The 18,639-nt window shown below is 50.5% G+C and carries 18 protein-coding genes; 5 read left to right on the top strand and 13 right to left on the bottom strand.

The window, feature by feature from the left end; all coding sequences use genetic code 11:
* Window positions 1-36: 36 nt before the first annotated feature.
* The 4 genes from RNAN_RS14630 to RNAN_RS14645 all read right to left on the bottom strand — a co-directional run bounded on the left by RNAN_RS14630 (window position 37) and on the right by RNAN_RS14645 (window position 3,851).
* Window positions 37-663, bottom strand: a complete 627-nt coding sequence (locus RNAN_RS14630) for a DUF1240 domain-containing protein (RefSeq protein WP_008223182.1) — start codon at window positions 661-663, stop codon at window positions 37-39.
* The gene (locus RNAN_RS14635) at window positions 663-1,556 is read right to left on the bottom strand and encodes a hypothetical protein (RefSeq protein ID WP_008223185.1); all 894 of its coding nucleotides are present in this window, start codon (window positions 1,554-1,556) and stop codon (window positions 663-665) included. Before RNAN_RS14635 ends, RNAN_RS14630 begins: the two co-directional genes overlap by 1 nt.
* 43 nt (window positions 1,557-1,599) lie before the next feature.
* The gene (locus RNAN_RS14640; RefSeq protein ID WP_008223187.1) at window positions 1,600-3,147 is read right to left on the bottom strand and encodes a GMC family oxidoreductase; all 1,548 of its coding nucleotides are present in this window, start codon (window positions 3,145-3,147) and stop codon (window positions 1,600-1,602) included.
* 212 nt (window positions 3,148-3,359) lie between these two features.
* Window positions 3,360-3,851, bottom strand: coding sequence for a hypothetical protein (locus RNAN_RS14645; RefSeq protein WP_008223189.1), 492 nt, complete (start codon window positions 3,849-3,851; stop codon window positions 3,360-3,362).
* A 52-nt stretch (window positions 3,852-3,903) separates the two neighbouring features.
* Here RNAN_RS14645 and RNAN_RS14650 point away from each other — a divergent pair, with 52 nt between their 5' ends.
* The 4 genes from RNAN_RS14650 to RNAN_RS14665 all read left to right on the top strand — a co-directional run bounded on the left by RNAN_RS14650 (window position 3,904) and on the right by RNAN_RS14665 (window position 8,194).
* Complete coding sequence (locus RNAN_RS14650) at window positions 3,904-4,905, top strand: hydrolase (RefSeq protein WP_008223191.1); 1,002 nt, start codon at window positions 3,904-3,906, stop codon at window positions 4,903-4,905.
* Window positions 4,902-5,147 (top strand): YheU family protein, encoded by a 246-nt coding sequence (locus RNAN_RS14655; RefSeq protein ID WP_008223193.1) that lies wholly within the window; start codon window positions 4,902-4,904, stop codon window positions 5,145-5,147. Before RNAN_RS14650 ends, RNAN_RS14655 begins: the two co-directional genes overlap by 4 nt.
* 84 nt (window positions 5,148-5,231) lie before the next feature.
* On the top strand, window positions 5,232-7,073 hold the full coding sequence (locus RNAN_RS14660) for a choice-of-anchor I family protein (protein ID WP_008223195.1): 1,842 nt from the start codon (window positions 5,232-5,234) through the stop codon (window positions 7,071-7,073).
* A gap of 98 nt (window positions 7,074-7,171) precedes the next feature.
* Complete coding sequence (locus RNAN_RS14665) at window positions 7,172-8,194, top strand: CNNM domain-containing protein (protein ID WP_008223197.1); 1,023 nt, start codon at window positions 7,172-7,174, stop codon at window positions 8,192-8,194.
* 52 nt (window positions 8,195-8,246) lie between these two features.
* On the opposite strand, the gene RNAN_RS14670 is transcribed toward RNAN_RS14665, so the two are convergent.
* The 8 genes from RNAN_RS14670 to nudE all read right to left on the bottom strand — a co-directional run bounded on the left by RNAN_RS14670 (window position 8,247) and on the right by nudE (window position 17,150).
* A complete protein-coding gene (locus tag RNAN_RS14670; RefSeq protein ID WP_008223198.1) occupies window positions 8,247-9,986 on the bottom strand; it encodes a flotillin family protein in 1,740 nt (579 codons plus the stop codon).
* Window positions 9,987-10,028: 42 nt separating this feature from the next.
* On the bottom strand, window positions 10,029-10,700 hold the full coding sequence (locus RNAN_RS14675) for a YqiJ family protein (protein WP_008223199.1): 672 nt from the start codon (window positions 10,698-10,700) through the stop codon (window positions 10,029-10,031).
* Window positions 10,700-11,368, bottom strand: coding sequence for a PspA/IM30 family protein (locus RNAN_RS14680; protein WP_008223200.1), 669 nt, complete (start codon window positions 11,366-11,368; stop codon window positions 10,700-10,702). Before RNAN_RS14680 ends, RNAN_RS14675 begins: the two co-directional genes overlap by 1 nt.
* On the bottom strand, window positions 11,365-11,868 hold the full coding sequence (locus RNAN_RS14685; RefSeq protein WP_008223201.1) for a hypothetical protein: 504 nt from the start codon (window positions 11,866-11,868) through the stop codon (window positions 11,365-11,367). The genes RNAN_RS14680 and RNAN_RS14685 overlap by 4 nt, the downstream gene beginning before the upstream one ends.
* 177 nt (window positions 11,869-12,045) lie before the next feature.
* Window positions 12,046-13,665 (bottom strand): methyl-accepting chemotaxis protein, encoded by a 1,620-nt coding sequence (locus RNAN_RS14690; protein WP_008223202.1) that lies wholly within the window; start codon window positions 13,663-13,665, stop codon window positions 12,046-12,048.
* A 222-nt stretch (window positions 13,666-13,887) separates the two neighbouring features.
* Window positions 13,888-15,489, bottom strand: a complete 1,602-nt coding sequence (pckA, locus tag RNAN_RS14695; RefSeq protein ID WP_008223203.1) for a phosphoenolpyruvate carboxykinase (ATP) — start codon at window positions 15,487-15,489, stop codon at window positions 13,888-13,890.
* 253 nt (window positions 15,490-15,742) lie between these two features.
* On the bottom strand, window positions 15,743-16,573 hold the full coding sequence (cysQ, locus tag RNAN_RS14700; protein ID WP_008223205.1) for a 3'(2'),5'-bisphosphate nucleotidase CysQ: 831 nt from the start codon (window positions 16,571-16,573) through the stop codon (window positions 15,743-15,745).
* Window positions 16,542-17,150, bottom strand: coding sequence for an ADP compounds hydrolase NudE (gene nudE / locus RNAN_RS14705; RefSeq protein ID WP_008223206.1), 609 nt, complete (start codon window positions 17,148-17,150; stop codon window positions 16,542-16,544). The genes cysQ and nudE overlap by 32 nt, the downstream gene beginning before the upstream one ends.
* A 58-nt stretch (window positions 17,151-17,208) precedes the next feature.
* Between nudE and yrfG the strand changes: the two genes are divergently transcribed.
* Window positions 17,209-17,883, top strand: a complete 675-nt coding sequence (yrfG, locus tag RNAN_RS14710; protein WP_008223207.1) for a GMP/IMP nucleotidase — start codon at window positions 17,209-17,211, stop codon at window positions 17,881-17,883.
* A 7-nt stretch (window positions 17,884-17,890) separates the two neighbouring features.
* Here yrfG and RNAN_RS14715 read toward each other — a convergent pair whose 3' ends face one another.
* On the bottom strand, window positions 17,891-18,634 hold the full coding sequence (locus RNAN_RS14715) for a type II secretion system protein N (protein ID WP_008223208.1): 744 nt from the start codon (window positions 18,632-18,634) through the stop codon (window positions 17,891-17,893).
* Window positions 18,635-18,639 lie beyond the last annotated feature (5 nt).

Raw genomic sequence — 18,639 nt, forward strand, 5'->3', positions numbered from 1 at the left:
CATAACGATATTAAGGATAATTTTAATAGAGAGTTTTTATTCACTACTGTTACTGCGACGACGCTGTTTCAGTTCTTCTTCCTGCTGTAAAAAACGTAGTCGCGCTTCTTGCTGCTTTTGCCGGGCTGTAAGATATTGCTCTACCTGCTGCATTTCATCAACGGTGCCACGTTTAACGATTAGACGGATATCCTGGTCATAGCAAAGCGCTTCTATTTTTACCCAAACACTCATAGTTATCCTATTTGACAACAACGCTGTATCGGGGCAAGGCAAGTAGCCGTAGGTCTTAGCTTTATTTTGCCAGTACTGCGACACCCCGATACTGCCTACAAACAGTAACGCAATAGCAAACAAAACACAGATACCAAGCACCTTTTCAACCAGCCTAAACAATCGGCTCTTAAGTGTCGCATTGTTACCAAAGAAGACATATAGCAAAACCAGCAAGGAACAAGTGATAAGACCCAAGAAGGCGCCCGGCAACAAGCCATGCATTGAGCTAAGCACAATCAGCTGCCGATCACTTTGAACACTGACGGTATGGTCCTGCCACTCCGACACAAACATAAAGACAGTTGCAACACTGAGAGCTAGCATAAACACGCTAACCAGCAGTTGGCTGCTGGCTGATTTCAAATGCGAAAACTTAACAAACGCCATTAGAAGGCATGCCGCAATAGTGATGCCAGATAGGCTTTTACAGATCGAATAAATTGCCGTTTTACTGCTTGGCCTGTTGATGACATTACATAGTAAATGCCTGCGGACAAATCTTGTTTAACACTTTCTTCTTTGCGCTCAAGGTGCTGAATAAGGGCTGCAGTAATGCCAAAATGTTGGTCAATTAGATAAAGACCAACAGCAACAGTAACAGCGACAAATAATCCTGCTGCAATAGGCAAAATAGCAACTGTCCCGGCAACTGCTTTGCCAGCTATCGCTGCGCCTGTTAAATAGGCAGCTGTCCCTGCTACCACACCTTTAACAACATCTGTTGTGACTGTAGCCAGCCAATCGGTCCAGCGGAACTCATCGTTAAATAGCCAGGTTAACGAGTTGATAGAAACCGAGAATATGACTGAAATTAATAAGCCGCCTTTCGCGGACGCTTTAAGTGCCTGACCACCCACGCCCATGCTCATTACTTTGGTATTATTTGCCAAGTAGCGGGTGCCGGTCAGTACTTGCCGAAAGCCTGCACGACCTTTGAAAACGATGTACTGTTTACCACCCTGCGTCTGCACGTAATACCGCCCTAACATGCTGCCCGAGCGCCGCATATCTATTGCCAAGGCAGACAACATTTTGGCATCAGAGCCGGCAGCGATCGCTGTTCCACCAAACTCACGGCCATAGTGGTCCAAATGCTTTACCAGCGGGGTTTCTGTTAATGCTAAAAAATGCGCCTGAATTTGCTGCATGTTTTTGCCAGCGCTTTTTTGCTCGGCAACCCAAACTTGAATTAGCTCATCAGCATTTAACACATAAATATCGTGTTGGTGCTTTTTAAATGCCGCATCTAATGCGTCACGTTGCATTTGCGTATTTGACATCAGACATCGTCCCTGAAGTATAAAATATATTAACAGGACGTTATTAAAGCATTGAAATAAGCTGTTGGCAATTGCGCCACACCAACGCATAGATGGTTAACTGCGGGTTGGCGCCTAAGCTGGTAGGTAATATTGAGCCATCAAATACCGACAGGTTTTGTAGTTGATGATGACGGCCGTTTTGATCGACCACGCCCTTGGCGGGATCTGCGCTCATGTTACAGCCGCCCATCACATGGGCCGATACCACGGTTTGCTTAAGCTTTTGCATCGGTAAGCTTTGTATTGCCGTTTTGGCCTCTGCCCAACTGCGATAAAGTTTGGCATCGTGGTGGATTGGCAATACCTGCTTAGCGCCAGCGGCAAATTGTAGCTCGGCCATGGCCAGCAGCGCCTGGCGCATGCCCTGCCACAAATAGTCGCTAATCGGGTAATCCAGCACCGGCTGCTGCGCATCGTCTAACTGCACAGTGCCGCCCTGGCTTTGTGGATGAAAGCCATCGCGCAGCAGCGCGATAGTGACCTGTAAATGGTTAAATTGCTGCATTAAGGCGGCGTGCGCCTCGCCATGGCCGATAAGCTTGGTAGCCATAAGTACCGGGTGCAGCGGCGGCACTTCCAGTTTAAAACCCGCCTGCTCGCTGTTATCTGGCCAGACAAACTGATCGGAATAAATCGACTGCGGTGCACCGCTATGGCCATTAATTGCCTCGTCGAACACCGCGCCGGAGATCACCGTCGGGTGCAAATAGGTATGCTTGCCTAGCCGGCCAGACGGGTCAGGCAGGTTTGAGCGTAGCAGCAAGGCTGGTGAGCCGATAGCGCCGGCCGCGACGATATAATGCTTAGCCCGGATGCTGATTTTAATGTCGGTACGCGGCTGAAAATACTGATCAACCGGCACAGCCGTCAGGCTGGTGATACTGTTGCCCTGCCAGTGTAGTTGCCGCACCGAAATACGTGAGATCAGCGTCGCGCCCAGCGCCAGCGCCGCCGGAATGGTGCTAACCAGCATCGACTGCTTGGCATTAATCGGGCAGCCCATGCCGCAATAGCCCAAATTGGCACAGCCATTGACGTTGCGGTTAATTACGCTGTACTGCCAGCCCAGTTGTTCACAGCCTTGCTGTAGTTTGGCGTTATTGGCATTGGGCGGTATCGGCCAGGGGTGAATATTCAGCCGCTGTTCGGCCTTGGCAAAGTAAGGTGTTAAATCATTATCGCCAGTAAAATTGAGGCCAAATTCGCTATGCCAGTAGTTCAGTGTCGGCTGTGGTGTGCGAATGGAAGTGGTCCAGTTTACCGTGGTCGAGCCGCCAACGGTGCGGCCCTGCAAAATGCCGATGGCCTGATCGCGGGTTTTACGTGCCGCGCCCTCCTGATATAAATTCGGGTAGGCCCAGCGCTCTTGCATGACAAAATCATCACGGCTGTAGTAAGCACCTTCTTCTAACAGCAACACCTTAACGCCAGCCTGCGCCAGCTGTTCGGCGGCGATGCCACCACCGGCACCAGAGCCGATAATAACGATATCGGTGTCAAATTGCTGATGTTGCGTAAACTGGCTGGCATCCAGGTGGTTAGTTGTCATGCGTCTATCTCATTAATCTGCTGAAAGGGGCTGAAGCGACGGTACAAGGTGTCCGCACGAAGTGTATTCAGGGTGTTGTTGTAGTTGCGACAAGGAAATTCTCACTTCGCCGCCTTCAACAGCACGTCCCTGTGCTGTCTCAGCCTGGGCGGCATCCCTGCCGCTGCTACGTAAGAACACCTTGTCACAACTTGTCGGCGCATCTGACAAGCCTATCTAAACCGTGGCGCAGTATAAGCCAGCGCCTGCCAGTGCTCGCTTTGGCCATAATAAGCACCATATAACAACTCGCGCAGGCCATGATAAGCCTGCTGCAGCAGGCTAAGATAGCTGTCGCGCCACCGTTGTAATAACTCAAGACGTTGCATAACGCTCAGCTCGGGTAAATCGCTGATCTGGCCGGTTAACCCCAGTTGGCTCAGCCGGTTGGCCAATAAATTAAACAACTGATGCAGCTCCTGCTGCTGACGCAGTGGCAGGTAAGGCATAAAATCGCTAACGGCTTGCTGGGTGCGGGCAATTTGTTGCTGCGCCAGGGTCGGATCTTGGGGTAAAACACCGTACAATAGCGCAGGTAACAGCGCGGCTAACACCCAATGCCGGTTATCCGTGTCGGGCTGCAGGCTGTGCTGCCACAGGCTAATGCCTAACGAGGCACTGGCGGCCAGGGCAATGCCAGAGAAGATAAACTGCCGCCGATCCATAACGTATTACCTTGTGTAAAAGTTAACCCATTGTTTATCAGGACACGCTAATTTGCAAACTCAAATCAGACCAATAAAGCCCGCCCCTTTCCAGCCCGCCTGGTGGCTTAAACATGCCCATTTGCAGACCATTTTTGCCAAATATTTAAGCCCGAAACAGCACCTGACCACAGAGGCCGAACTGTTCAGTTTGCCCGATGGCGACGAAATTCAGCTAAATTGGCTCGAGCAGACCGCCACTGACGATAAGGCGCCTTTGCTGATTTTACTGCATGGTTTAGCCGGCGATATTAACAGCCATTATATACAGGCGATGCTGGCCCAGTGCCACAAGCTTAACTGGCCGGCAGTGCTAATGCACTTTCGTGGCTGCAACGGCAAGCCTAATAAACTGCCGCGCGCTTATCACAGTGGCGACACTGCCGATGCAGCACAGGTAATAGCAGAAGCACAACGGCGTTACCCGAAGCGACCGCTGGTAGCGGTGGGTTACTCGCTGGGCGGCAATGTATTACTGAAATACTGTGGCGAGCAGGGTGCAGCCAACCCGCTAAGTGCCGCTGTCGCCGTCTGCCCGCCATTATCACTGGCCGCCTGCGCCAAACGCATCAATAGCGGCGCCAGCAAGCTGTATCAGCGCTATTTGCTTGGCCGGCTAAAACGCAGCACCCTGGCAAAACTTGCGCAATTTCAGCACTTTCCGCTACCGCTTACACCGGGGCAGGTACAGGGTTTTAGCAGCATAGAGCAGTTTGACCAGCACTACACGGCGCCTATTCACGGCTTTTTAAACGCACAGGATTACTACCAAAAAGCCAGTGGCAAAGCGTTTTTACGCCATATCCGCATACCTACGCTGATTATCCATGCCAAAGACGACCCGTTTTTAAGCGACGAGGTGATCCCAGCAGCAGATGACCTCAGCCCACATATTCACTATGAACTAACCCACGGTGGCGGCCATGTCGGCTTTGTGTATGGCAGCGTGCTTAAACCGCAGTTCTGGCTAAATCAGCGTATTCCACAGTTTATTATTGAGCAGTTAACACTATGATTATTCCCTACGCCGACCTTGCTGATGACACACTAAACAACCTGATTGAATACTATGTGCTGCGCGAAGGCACTGATTACGGCGAACAGGAAGTGACACTGATGGAAAAAGTGGCCGCCGTGAAACGCCAGCTAAAAAACGGCGAGGTGGTGCTAGTGTATTCCGAGCTACATGAAACGGTAAACCTGATGCCAAAGCAGCTGTTTTTGCAGCAGCAGGATGAACAGCAAAGCGCGTCATAAAAATATCACCAGCTTTACATTAAATTGTCATCACGGCGACTGACACTGGTTTATTAATTTCATAATAAACTCAGGAACTTCAGCATGTTAAAACGTTCTTTGCTGGCACTTAGCCTAGTGTCAATTTTATCTGGCTGTTCATTGGACGGCGATGATGGTGCAGCGGGCGCCACTGGCCCGGCCGGTGAATCGGGCCAAGCCGGCCAGCCGGGTAAAGACTTGCCACGCGAGCTTAACATTGAGGTGGTCGGCCGTTTTACTACCGGTATTTACGGTAAGTCAGCAGCCGAGATTGTGCAATTTCACAAAGCGTCCAACTCTGCTTTTGCCATTAACGCCGCCGAAAACCGTATTGAAGTGATTGCGCTGGCTAACCTGCCCATCGCAGCAGTGGGAAATGGTATTACCGATGATAGCCTAAGCTCAGTACCTTTCACTTTTGCTGATAGTGTGAGCGTTAAAGATGCACAAGATAATGATGTCACAGTAACCTTGGGCGAAGCCAATTCAATTGCCATTTATGGCGACATGCTGGCGATTGCCGTGGCCGCACCGCTGAAAACCGATAACGGCGCCGTGTTGTTTTATAACCTCAGTGCCACTGGCACCGGCAGCTTTATTAAAGCCGTGGCGGTAGGCGCCCTGCCCGATATGCTGACCTTTACACCGGACGGCACTAAAGTGCTGGTGGCCAATGAAGGCGAGCCGGATACCGATTACAACGCCGACCCGGAAGGCAGCATCTCAGTAATCAGCTTAACTGCTGGTGTGCCGGCTGATGTTGCCCAAACCATTAACCTTACATCAGATATGGTCTTTAGCTCTGATTTGCTCTCAGCCAGTGATTACGATACCGATGCGAAACGCCGAGCCTTACTGCAAGCCGCCGGGGTAAAATTTGCCGGCCCGGCAGGTACCACAGTGGCGCAGGATCTAGAGCCAGAGTACATCACCGTGGCAGCAGACAGCAAAAAAGCCTGGGTGTCGCTACAGGAAGCCAATGCCATTGGCATTATTGACCTGGACGCAATGAGCATAGAAGTAAAAGCGCTCGGGTTAAAAGACTGGGGTCAATACCTGATTGATTACACCAACGAAGATAAAGTAGCCTCTTTTCGCAAACTGCCAAACGTGTATGGCCTGTACCAGCCCGATTCGATTGCCTCTTATCAATGGAATGGCGCAACCTTTATTGTCTCAGCCAACGAGGGCGACTCACGCGATTGGAACGCTTACTCAGAAGATATCCGCGCTGCCGATATTATCGACCCTGACAAGCTGAACAAAACCTTTAACACTGAATTACAGGCGCTGTATGACGCCACCGGTGGTGATGATGGCTTGGGCCGGCTAAAAGTAACCGCAGCCCTGGTCGACCCCGATAATGACGGCATAGTCGACAAGCTGTACGCTTATGGAGCACGCTCGTTCTCTATTTGGGATCAAAACCTGAACCAGGTATATGACTCAGGCGATGATTTTGGCCGTATTTCCGCCGCTATTTTAGGCAATAACTTTAACAGCGCCCATACCGAGAACAAGGGTGATAACCGCTCAGACGATAAAGGCGGCGAGCCGGAAGCCATCGAAGTGGGCACTATTGAAGGCCGCACCTATGCCTTTATTGCGCAGGAGCGTAGCGGCGATTTGTTTATTTACGACGTGACTAATCCGTTTCACGCCAGCTTTGTCAGCCACTACATCAACCGCAATTTTGACGTTAGCTTTGAGTTAGATGACGACTTAGCGGAGCCTTGTGATACAGCCGAAGGTATGGATTGTACTGAAGTGCCTTTAGCAGGCGATTTAGGCCCGGAGAGTATTAAGTTTGTCGCTGCCAGTGACAGCCCGAATGGCAATCCGTTACTGCTAATTGGCAACGAAGTTAGCGGTACTGTTACCGTATATCAGGTAACCGAGCAATAATATCTTATGCGGGCCGGCAGCAAACCGGCTCGCATTCCCCCTACACTGTTAGTATACTGCTGCCGTCTAAGTAAAACGGAGTGTTGTAACCAACCTGTATGAGCCTTTTAATTGCATTTGCGGTTTTGTCAATTGCGGTATCCTTTATCTGTTCTATCCTCGAAGCAGCCCTGCTGTCGATTACCCCAAGTTATATTGCCCAGCAAAAACTGTCCCGGCCCAAGCTGTACGAACAGCTTAAAGTGCTAAAAGACAAGATTGATCAGCCGCTGGCGGCCATTCTTACATTAAACACAGTGGCGCATACCGTGGGTGCAACCGGTGTCGGCGCTCAGGTGACAGTAGTGTTTGGTGATGGTTATCTGGGTATTGCCTCAGCGGTGATGACAGTGCTTATTCTGGTGTTGTCGGAAATTATGCCGAAAACCATAGGTGCGCGTTACTGGCCACAGCTGGCCCCCGTGCTGCCGTTTTTACTAAACAGCATGATTACGCTACTAAAGCCGTTTATCTGGTTATCCGACCAAATAATGAAGTTATTTGGTGGCGGCCATCACGAGCATGATTTACGTCAGGAAATTAAAGCCCTAACCGTATTAGGCCGCGAGCTAAACAAGCTGGATGAAGACGAGCAGCGCGTTATTGCGAATATTCTCGATCTGCATGATATTAAAGTGCGCGACATTATGACGCCGCGCACCGTCTGCGAAACTGCCAGCCCGGATGAAAGCCTGGATGCCTTTGCCGAGCGGGTAAAAGTGGGGCAGTTTTCCCGCTACCCGGTACTGGATAAAGACGAAGCGCCGTTGGGTATCGCCTTTCGTTATGACATGCTCGACATTACCGATCAGCAAACCGTGGCCGATATTATGAAGCCGGTAAAAGTCATTTCCGACAAGATGAGCGCAGAACAGCTGATGACTCAGCTGATGCACGAGCGCCAGCATATGTGCTTAGTGTACGACGAATACGGCAGTTGGCTGGGGCTGGTTACCATGGAAGACGTCATAGAAACCATCATTGGCCAGCCGATTATGGATGAAACTGATGACATTCCCAACATGCGCCGTTTTGCGAAACGCCGCTGGGAACATAAGCTAAAGAATATGTCTGAAGACTAAGTCACTACACAAAAAACAGGCCGCAATTGCGGCCTGTTTTACAATTAGCAGTTTACTGCTTTAATGGCGTTTTTAGCGCTTCGGTCATACCGTTAATGTCGCCGGCTTTTAAGCCAATTTCTGACAGCAAAGAATCCAGAATGGGCGCTTGAGCACGATAGCGTAGTGCACTGTTTACTACCTGATCGGCCAGCGAGCCATTGCCGCCCTCATTGGATACGCCTTCAGCACCGCCACCCTGGGTGCCCATACCATTTACCTGCAGAATCTTAATGTCGCTGATCTGTTCCATAGGTTTTACACTCTGGGCAATAATATTTGGCAAGTGCTCAATCAGTGCCAACCGTACTTGCATGGCAATTTGCTCGGCTGACAAGGTGTTAGCTGCAGTATTAATCGCCTGCTTACCTTCTGCTTCTACCGCGTAGCTGCGAGCCTTCGCATCGGCCAAAAGCAATTCAGCGTCAGCCTGACCTTTCGCTGTTAAACGCTCTTTATCGGCCTGACCTTGTGCTGCCAAACGCAGTGCTTCAGCCTGATCTTCGGCGGCCTTTTTCTCTGCCTCTGCCGTTACCATCAACTGGATGGCTTCGCGCTCAGCTTGCTGGCGTGCCATGATCAACTCAACTTGTTTGGTCCGTTCAGCTTGTTCGGTTTGCCGCACAGTAATAACGCCTTCTTCCTGTTTTACTGCTAGAGCTCGGGCTTTATCTGCCTCGGCTTTAGCTTCAGACTCAGCGCGGGATTTCTCGGCTACCGCAATGGACTTCTCCTGAGAAGCTAATTCGACCGCCTTTTGCCGCTCGATTTCTGCTTGCTCAACGGCCCTTTGTTTAGCAATCTCCATCTCGCGCACAGCACGGTCTTTTTGGATGGTTTCGTTATCAATATCGCGCTCAGACATAATGCGTTTTAAATCAATTTCACGCTGTGAGGCAATTTGTGCCTCTTCGGCTTCACGTTTCTTCTCCGCCTGCTCGCGAGCGATTTCTGCCATTTGTGAGGCTCGGCGGATAGACACTTCACGTTCTTGCTCTAAACGGGCGTACTCTTCTTCACGGGAGATTTGCAGCTTGGCGCGTTCAGCTTCAAGGTTCTTGGTTTTGATGGCCAGATCGGTTTCCTGTTCAATATCGTTACGTATTTTACGACGTGATTCAATCGCTTGCGTTAACTTGGTTAAACCTTCGGCGTCAAACGCATTTTGCGGATTAAAATGCTCAAACGCGGTTTGATCTAAACCGGTTAAAGATACCGACTCTAACTCCAGTCCGTTTTTCAGTAAATCTTCCGACACCACATGCTGTACTTTTTGCACAAAATCAACTCGCTTCTCATGTAGCTCTTCCATCGCCATTTCAGCGGCCACCGATCGCAGTGCATCAACAAACTTGCCCTCTACCAGCTCTTTCAGCTCCTGCGGATTCATGGTTTTCAAACCCAATGTTTGCGCCGCGTTAGCAATCGCATCAGCGGTTGGTTTTACCCGCACATAAAATTCGGCGGTAACATCGGCGCGCATACGGTCCCGTGTGATTAACGCTTGCTCATTAGCGCGACGCACTTCCAGACGCAGCGTATTCATATTTACCGGGATAATTTCATGCAATACCGGCAGCACCAACGCACCACCATTCATAATCACCTTTTCACCACGAAAACCAGTACGAACAAAGGACACTTCCTTGGTCGCTCTTTTGTATAGCCGCGCCAAGATCATGCCCAGTACCAACAAACCGACCAATACCGCACCGGCGATGATCAAAATATCAATTAAATTTAATGCCAACATTAACTGCTCCTTTTTTAAAAAACCTTCCATTGTGGCAGGCAATTAGCGCTGCTCTGACAAATGCGGGTTAGGATTCAACATCGCTTTGTATACCGCGCCCTGACGCGACAACAACAGCACTTCATTGCCTTGGATAAACTCTGCAGCAGCATCATCCGGTTCCAACTGCACATAATGACTGTAGCCGTGTTGATCACGCACCTTAGCCTCGGCCGGATAACCTACCCGCGCTGTACCCAATGTAATTACCGCAATACGGCCAATCAAGCTGTCTTCGGTAACAGCACTGGTTTCATCACGCGGCATAATGGCTTGCAGCACACCGCCACCGAACCGTACAAACGGCAAGCTGAGTAACAGCACTATTGGCACCGCCAGCCAACCCGGCGCCAACACCCCCAAAACACTGTGTAAAACACCCTGCAACAGCAAGCCAAGTAAGCCAAAACACAGTAGAAAAATGACCAGCAGCATCAGCAGTGGTACTTCGCCTATGCGCAACCAGCCGAGAAAACGGCTTAAGGCTGTATCGCTGTCAATCTGGCCTACTTCTGCATGCGGGCTAAGTTCTGACTCCGGCAACAAACTGTCCAGCGCTGACGATACACCAGTACCAAATAAAGCCGCTACCCCTTCCAGTACAGCTATCATCAGCATCAGCACCAGTGCGATACTGAAGGCCATGTTTTCACTGGCCAGCATCAGACTAAACACTAGTTTTTGCCTGCTTTAAGTGCGGCCAAACGTTCGGCAACGCGATTCTTGCGGGCCAAATCTTCCAGCTCAGCCAGTTTGCCTGCATTACTAAGGTTAGTATCGCGCCCGGCAATGCCAGAGGCTTTCTCCAGCACCCGGCCAAAAGCGTCGCTGGCACGGCCAGCTTTATCTGCAGCAGTATCAACACGCTGGGCAGCAGTTGAAGCGGCTTGCGAACTCGCTTGCTGTGCTTGCACAAAGGCCCGCAGTTCAGCCTGCATTTCGCGCTTTTTCGCTTGTAGCGCCTGCACAAAACCTTCCAACTCTTTCTCCCGTGCCGCACCATCAGCAATAGCTGCCTCAAGTACGGGAATACGCGCTTCAATATCCATTTGCTCTGCAATACCGGCTTCGGCTAAATCATCGCGGCCATTAGCTACCGCTACCTCTAGCTGACTGGCCAGTGCCTCGTAGCGGCTGTTTTCTTCCATTAGTTTTTTACTGGCCAGGTGCTTTTGTGCCACCTGCTGACCCAGTTCGCTACGGGTATCAGCAATGGCAACATCCAGCTCACGGATGGCTTGCTCCATTACCGTTTCCGGCGCACTGTTTTCTACTGCATCTACTATCGCATTAACGCTGCCACTGACTAAGCGCGCGACACGGCGGGTTATACTTTCACTCATTGCGGTGCTCCTTGTATTGCCAATTTGTGTTCATGGATTAGGGTTGCTAAACCAAACATACCTTGTACCAGCTCGGTATCCGCACTGGCGGTTAATGCCAAAGGCATTAACAATTCATTTAAACGGCATAGTTTTATCATGACTTGCTGCTCGGTCTGTTGTAGCTCACGGCTGTTTAGGCTGCCACAACTGGAAGCCATGGTTTGCAACGTTGCCAATAAATCAGGTAGCGCATCCAATACGCGCACCAGCAATTCACTATGCTGACTTAACTGCTGTTGACGCACTAGTAGTTGGCGTTTTATTTGCCCCAACCATTCCTGCATCTGCGCCAAGTTCTGGCCATAATCGGCAAAGCCCTGATGCCGACGCCTGGTTTCGGCCAGTAATGCACGTAATTTATCTGATGGTGTATGAGCGCCATCATATTCCAGGCTACTAATAAACTCTGCATCTTCAACACTTATCCTGGCGCTGAAAGGCACCGTTTTCGTGCTCATGTTGCGCTCCTCGCCACTAGTCTGTGTGCATTTAGAGCTAATTGTATTCAAATGAATTCATAAGTAAACAAATAAATTCGTTATATTGATATTTTTGCTACCTATGTTATTAAGCCAAAAAAAACCAGAAGCAAAGTTCTGGTTTTTCATTAGACCGTGGTAATAGCCGTGCTGTGGTTACACTTTAAACTTACTTACCAGCTCGTTTAGCTGTACCGCCAGGCGGGTTAGCTCACCGGCGCTGGCTGTGGTCTGGTTAGAGCCGGCAGCGGTTTGCGCGGCTAAGTCACTGATGGTGACAATATTACGGTCAATCTCGCGCGCCACTTTCGACTGCTCTTCTGCTGCGCCAGCAATGACGTGGTTTTGATCGCTGATGGCCATAATGTTCTCTGAAATCAGCTCCAGCGCATCAGCCGCCAGCTTGGCAACACTTTGCGCATTGTCGGCATTGCCGCTGATCAGCTGCATCGCATTGACCGCTTCTTTCGCTGACGCCTGTACCTGCTGGATCATCTGTTCAATTTCACCGGTCGAGGTTTGGGTGCGATACGCCAGGCTGCGAACTTCGTCGGCCACCACGGCGAAGCCGCGGCCGGCTTCACCGGCACGCGCCGCTTCAATAGCGGCGTTCAGTGCCAACAGGTTGGTTTGGTCGGCTACGCTGCGGATCACTTCCAACACCTGGTTAATCGATGACACTTTGTCGGCCAGGGTATTAATGACCTGGGTGCTCTGGCGCACATCGGCGTTCATTTTTTCAATCACGCTGCTGGTTTGCACCACTTTTTGTGTACCGTCTTTGGCCAGATTAGCCGACTGCGACGAAGCTTCTGAGGTTTTAAGGGCTGTGCCGGCCACTTCATCCACCGCTGAGCTCATCTCAGTAATTGCCGTGGCGGCCTGCTGCACTTCATCGTTTTGCAGTTGCAGCGCTTTAGCAGACTCATCCGTAACCACATTTAACTCTTCAGCGGCTGAAGCCAGCTGACTGGAAGAGCTGGCAATATGACTGATGGCGTCGCGCAGCTTTTGCTGCATTTGCTTCAAAGCCTGGGCTAAATCGGTTAGCTCGTCATTGCCATCTACGGTTAACGGCTGGGTTAAATCGCCATCGGCAATAAAACGGGCAGATTCTACGGCCTGGGTTAGCGGCTGGCTGATACTACGGGAGATCAGCACCGACACCAGTACAGCAATAGCCACAGATACGATAATCAGCAAAATAACTGCCATTTTTGCGTTGTCATAAGTGTCAATAGCCGTGTTACGCGCATCTTCTGCCGCTTTATGATTGATATTGGATAGTTGTTCCAGCTGCTGGGTAATTTCAGCTGCCACAGGGTTAATCTGATCCAGTAAATCCTGGGCGGCACCCAGCTCTTCCTTTAACAGCAAATCTAACGCTTGTTGCTGCAAGTCAAAGTATTTTTGCCGTGACACCTTATACTGGCCAAAAATCTCTCGCTCTTTAGCATCAAAAATGGACGCTTCGTAAGGCTTCTCCAGGTTTAAAATCTCTTCCCGCAGCGCTTTTATCGTGTCAAACGCCTCGCCTTCCTGAGTAATATCAATCGACAATAATAAGCGCAGTGTTAAGGCTCTGTTGCGGTTAATGACCGTGCCGAGCGAACCAATACCAGCCAAACCCGGTACAACGGACGTTTCAACAAAGTCGGCTTGTTCGCGTACCTGAGAAATGCTTTGTAAGCTAAATACCCCTGTTATGGTTAATAACAATGCCAGGGCGCCAAAAGCGGCCAATAATCGTTTTTGAATACTTATGCTGCGTAACATTCATCACCCCTGTTTTGCCACCGGCAAATGATCTTTTTTGGCTAGCCTAGCCTAAATGGCCAGAAATGTCTTACTAAACAATATTTAGCGACCAAGCCGTTGTTAACTTTAGTCAGATTGTGACGGCGTTGCCAGTAACCAGGTTAAATTATCTTTCGCCTGCTCAACAAAGCAGCATAAAAAAAGCCGCATTTGCGGCTTTTTAACAGACAAGGCTGCAGCTTACAGCTGTGGGCCGGCAGCCACTAAGGCTTTACCTTCGGCATTGTCAGTAAACTTAACAAAGTTATCGACAAAACGCTTGGCTAAATCTTTCGCTTTTACGTCCCAATCGGCGGCGTTGGCATAGGTGTTACGCGGGTCCAAAATGGCGTTATCTTCTACGCCAGCTAAGCCCGTTGGCATCGCCAGGTTAAAGTAAGGCAGTTGCACAAACTCGGCGTTTTCAATGCTGCCATCTAAAATGGCATCAATAATAGCGCGGGTCGCTTTAATAGAAATACGCTTACCTGTGCCGTTCCAGCCGGTATTTACCAGATAAGCTTCAGCACCAGAGGCCTCCATCCGCTTACCCAGCACTTCGGCGTATTTGGTTGGGTGCAAGCTTAAAAACGCGGCACCAAAACAGCTGGAGAAGGTTGGCGTTGGCTCAGTAATACCGCGCTCGGTGCCGGCCAGTTTAGCGGTAAAGCCCGACAGGAAGTGGTACTTGGCCTGCTCTTTAGTCAGCTTAGATACCGGTGGTAACACACCGAAGGCATCGGCCGTTAAAAAGATAACCTTTTTCGCATGACCGGCTTTAGACACGGGTGTAACGATATTATCGATATGATAAATCGGGTACGACACGCGGGTGTTTTCGGTTTTTGAACCGTCGTTAAAGTCGATCTCGCCGTCTGCTAACACCGTAACGTTTTCCAGCAGCGCATCGCGACGAATTGCATTGTAAATATCCGGCTCGTTTTCTTTTGACAGGTTAATGGTCTTGGCGTAGCAGCCGCCTTCAAAGTTGAACACGCCATCATCATCCCAGCCGTGCTCGTCATCACCAATCAGCTGGCGCTTAGGATCGGTCGACAACGTAGTTTTGCCGGTGCCTGACAAACCAAAGAATACTGCCACATCGCCGTCTTTGCCGACGTTGGCCGAGCAGTGCATAGACGCTATACCCTTCAGTGGTAAAAAGTAGTTCATCATTGAGAACATACCTTTTTTCATTTCACCACCATACCAGGTACCACCAATCAGCTGAATACGCTCGGTCAGGTTAAAGGCGACAAAGTTTTCAGAATTCAGGCCATGGCGCTGCCAATCCGGGTTAGTGCACTTGGCACCGTTCATCACGATGAAATCTGGCTGGTAAGTTTTCAGCTCAGCATCCGTTGGCCGGATAAACATGTTTTTGACGAAGTGTGCCTGCCAGGCCACTTCAGTAATAAAACGCACCGCCAGACGGGTATCGGCATTGGCACCACAAAAGGTGTCTACCACAAATAAGCGCTTACCAGACAACTGCTTAGTCACTAACGCTTTTAAGTCAGCCCATACTGCCGGCGTAATGGCTTTGTTGTCATTTTTACCCTGATCCGACCACCAAACGGTGTCGCGGGTAGTGTCATCGCGCACGATGTATTTATCTTTTGGCGAGCGGCCGGTAAAAATACCAGTATCGACTGAAACCGCGCCCAGTTTGGTCAGTTTGCCTTGTTCATAACCTTGTAAATCAGCGCGGGTTTCTTCCGCAAACAGTTGATCATACGAAGGGTTATAAATAATTTCCGTGACATCTGTAATGCCGTATTGGCGCAGATCCAGATCGGACATGTTGTAACTCCTAAGGGTACTGTAGGTAAGGGTGCAGTCTCTGGCGGACTTAATTTTCTGGTGCTTTTATCACAATTCGACGTTTTTCTGTGCAAAAACCCGGCGGCATAATAGCGTTTTTTCTGCAGAAAAGATAGTTAGCAAAACGGCTGATTTGGCTAAAAACCGCGTCAGTGCTGGTTTTGCCAGACTATGCAGTTTTATTGCCTAGTTATGAAAACGGTTTGGTAATAGCCGCTGAAAGCTTTCAGCGCTACAGGCTAAGGTCACGCTCGGTGCGACGGGCTTTAATCAGATCCGGCCAGGGCGTGCTGGCCTGGCCCATTACCATAAAGTCAGGATTGGCCAACGTATCGCGCTGGTTATAGCTAAGCGGAGTAAATTCACTGTCGAGAATTTTGCCGCCGGCTTCTTCTACTATCACATGTACAGCGCCGGTGTCCCACTCGCCCGTGGGCCCAAGCCGCAGGTAGCAATCGGCCTTACCTTCCGCCACCAGACAACTTTTTAGTGAGCAGCTGCCAAGGGCAATGTATTCCACCGCATGTTCGCTGTTGAGCAAATCGATAATAGGCTGCAGCGGCTGACGGCGGCTAACAGCAATTTTTAGCGTGTCGCCCTGGTGGTGTTGGTTTACCCGGATACGGTTAATCAGGTTACGTTGCTGTTTAAAGGCGCCATTACCGCGGCTGGCATAGTACAAGATGTCTTCTTTGGGCCAGTAAATTACCCCTAATGCCGGCCAATCCCGCTCGACCAACGCGATGCTAACGGCAAAGTCACCGCTTCTGGCAACAAACTCCTGGGTGCCATCCATTGGGTCAATCAACCAGTAGCGAGGCCAGTGTTGACGCTGCATTAACGGCGCCAGTTTTGATTCTTCTGAAATAATAGGAATATCGGGTGTCAGCTCAGATAAACGCTCGATAATAATACGGTTAGCCGCCAGATCGGCACTGGTCACCGGGCTCTGATCGGCCTTTTGTTGCTGCTGAAAATCACCACTTTGGTACAACTGCCATAGCGTTGCCCCGGCTTCTTTGGCCGCAGCTTTAACAGGTTCCAGCAGTCTGCTTAAAAACATCCGGATTCGCTTCCAAATAGTGCTGCGCCAGTAACAGCGCAGCGACACTTCTGGCTTCAGTAAAATCGACCTGTTGCAGCAACGCCTCGGCCTCGGCACGTGGCCAGCTTACCAGTTCCAGCGGCTCGGGCTCATCACCAATCAGGCTTTCTGCATATAAATCAAAGGCCAAAACTATATGCATTGTAGCATTAAAATAGCCCGGAGCGAGCGCCAGCGATTTCAGCTGCACAAAGCGGTGGGCGCCAAAGCCAATCTCTTCTTTCAGCTCCCGGTTGGCGGCGGCAATAATATCTTCGCCCGGATCGATTAAGCCTTTGGGAAAGCCCAGCTGATAATCGTGGGTGCCGGCGCAGTATTCCCGCACCAGATAAAAATTTTCAGGGTCGGGGCAGGCAATGATCATCACGGCGCCACGGCCGCTACCGCGCATGCGCTCGTAGGTGCGCCGCTCGCCGTTACTAAACTTCAGCTCTAACTGCTCAATTTTAAACAAACGGCTTTGCGCCACTATTTCGGTGCCTAAAATGTCGGGCTTCTGTTTATTACCGGGCTTATCATCCTGCCGCTGCGTCATGCTGCCACCTCTGGTACAATCCAAGCGGTTACTATAAAACGATTAACAGGAAAAACCTATGCTGAACTGGGCACAAATTGATACCGTGCTGCTGGATATGGATGGCACCCTGCTCGATCTGCACTACGACAATTTTTTCTGGCTACAGCATTTACCCAAGCGCTGGGCCGAAATTAGCGGTATCAGCCAACAGCAGGCCGAACAGCAGTTAAAAGCCGAATATGCTGAGCTTAGTGGCAAGCTGGAATGGTATTGTCTGGATTACTGGGGTAAACGGCTGCAGCTGCCGATCAACGAGCTAAAACGTGAAGTGATGCACAAAATTGCCATGCGCGCCGATGTGCCGGAGTTTCTCACTGCGCTAAAACACAGTGGCCGCCAGATTGCGCTGGTGACTAACGCTCACCCGGACAGCCTGTCGCTTAAAATAGAGCGCACTGAACTGGCCAGTTATATTGATACGTTAATTTCGACCCATGAATTTGGTATTACCAAGGAAAACTGGGCACTGTGGCAGAAACTGCAACAGCGGCTGAACTTTAACCCCGAGCGCACGCTGTTTATCGACGATAGCCTGCCCATATTAAAAGCGGCGCAGGATTTTGGTATTAAACACTTGCTGGCGGTAGCTAACCCGGATAGCCAGCAGTTAAGCCGGCAGATCACCGAGTTTCCCGCCATTACCGATTACACCGTACTGCTGGATGATATCCGCAACTATCGCGCCGGCTAAGCCTGCGTCAAAAACTTAAGCGGTAACGCCCTTCTGCATCCGGCTTGCCAAGAAATTGCATCGCCTGGTGTACTTCTTCTGGCAGGCTTGGCTCTGGTTTTAGCGTGCCATTCAGCAGCAACTGCTCGGCATTCATCACCGCTTTAATATCCAGCCCCAATACGTTAGCGCCGTCAGTGGTTAGCGCCACAGTGCCGCTGTCGCAACTGAGCGTGCCGAACAGCTGTTGTAAATCGAGCCAGCTGCCGGTAGGTGTTTGCAGGCGGGCATTTTGCCAGCTGGCACTACCTGTCAGGCGGCTACACCAGGGCTGGCCCTGGTGGTACTGGGTAATATCCAAGACCAGCTCGCCGCTGGCATCGACCGGCAACGGCAATGGCAGCAGAGGCACAAGGCTGGCCACTGGCAGGCTGATCAGGCTGTTATCCAGCGCAGCACCGCCTAAGCCATAGCTGGCCACGGCGCTTAAGTAAGGCACACCGCCTTGTTGCAGGCTGCCACTTTGCAGGCTAAAGGCCAGCTTGCCACGTAGCAGTTGCCAACCCTGTAACTGCCAGCGGATACGGTCAAACTGCAGTTGTTGATACTGTGCAGCACTCACCTCGCCCTGCCATAAGGTACCGCTGGTGGCACCTAACTGCAGCTGTGGCGGCAAGGGCACCAGCTTTAGCCACCAGCTGACAGGCGTGAGTAATAGGGTAAACAACAGATAACTGATTACACCGATAACGATAAGTCTGGTCTTTGTCATACTGC

Source organism: Rheinheimera nanhaiensis E407-8 (assembly GCF_000296695.1).
Taxonomy (GTDB): Bacteria; Pseudomonadota; Gammaproteobacteria; order Enterobacterales; family Alteromonadaceae; genus Alishewanella; species Alishewanella nanhaiensis.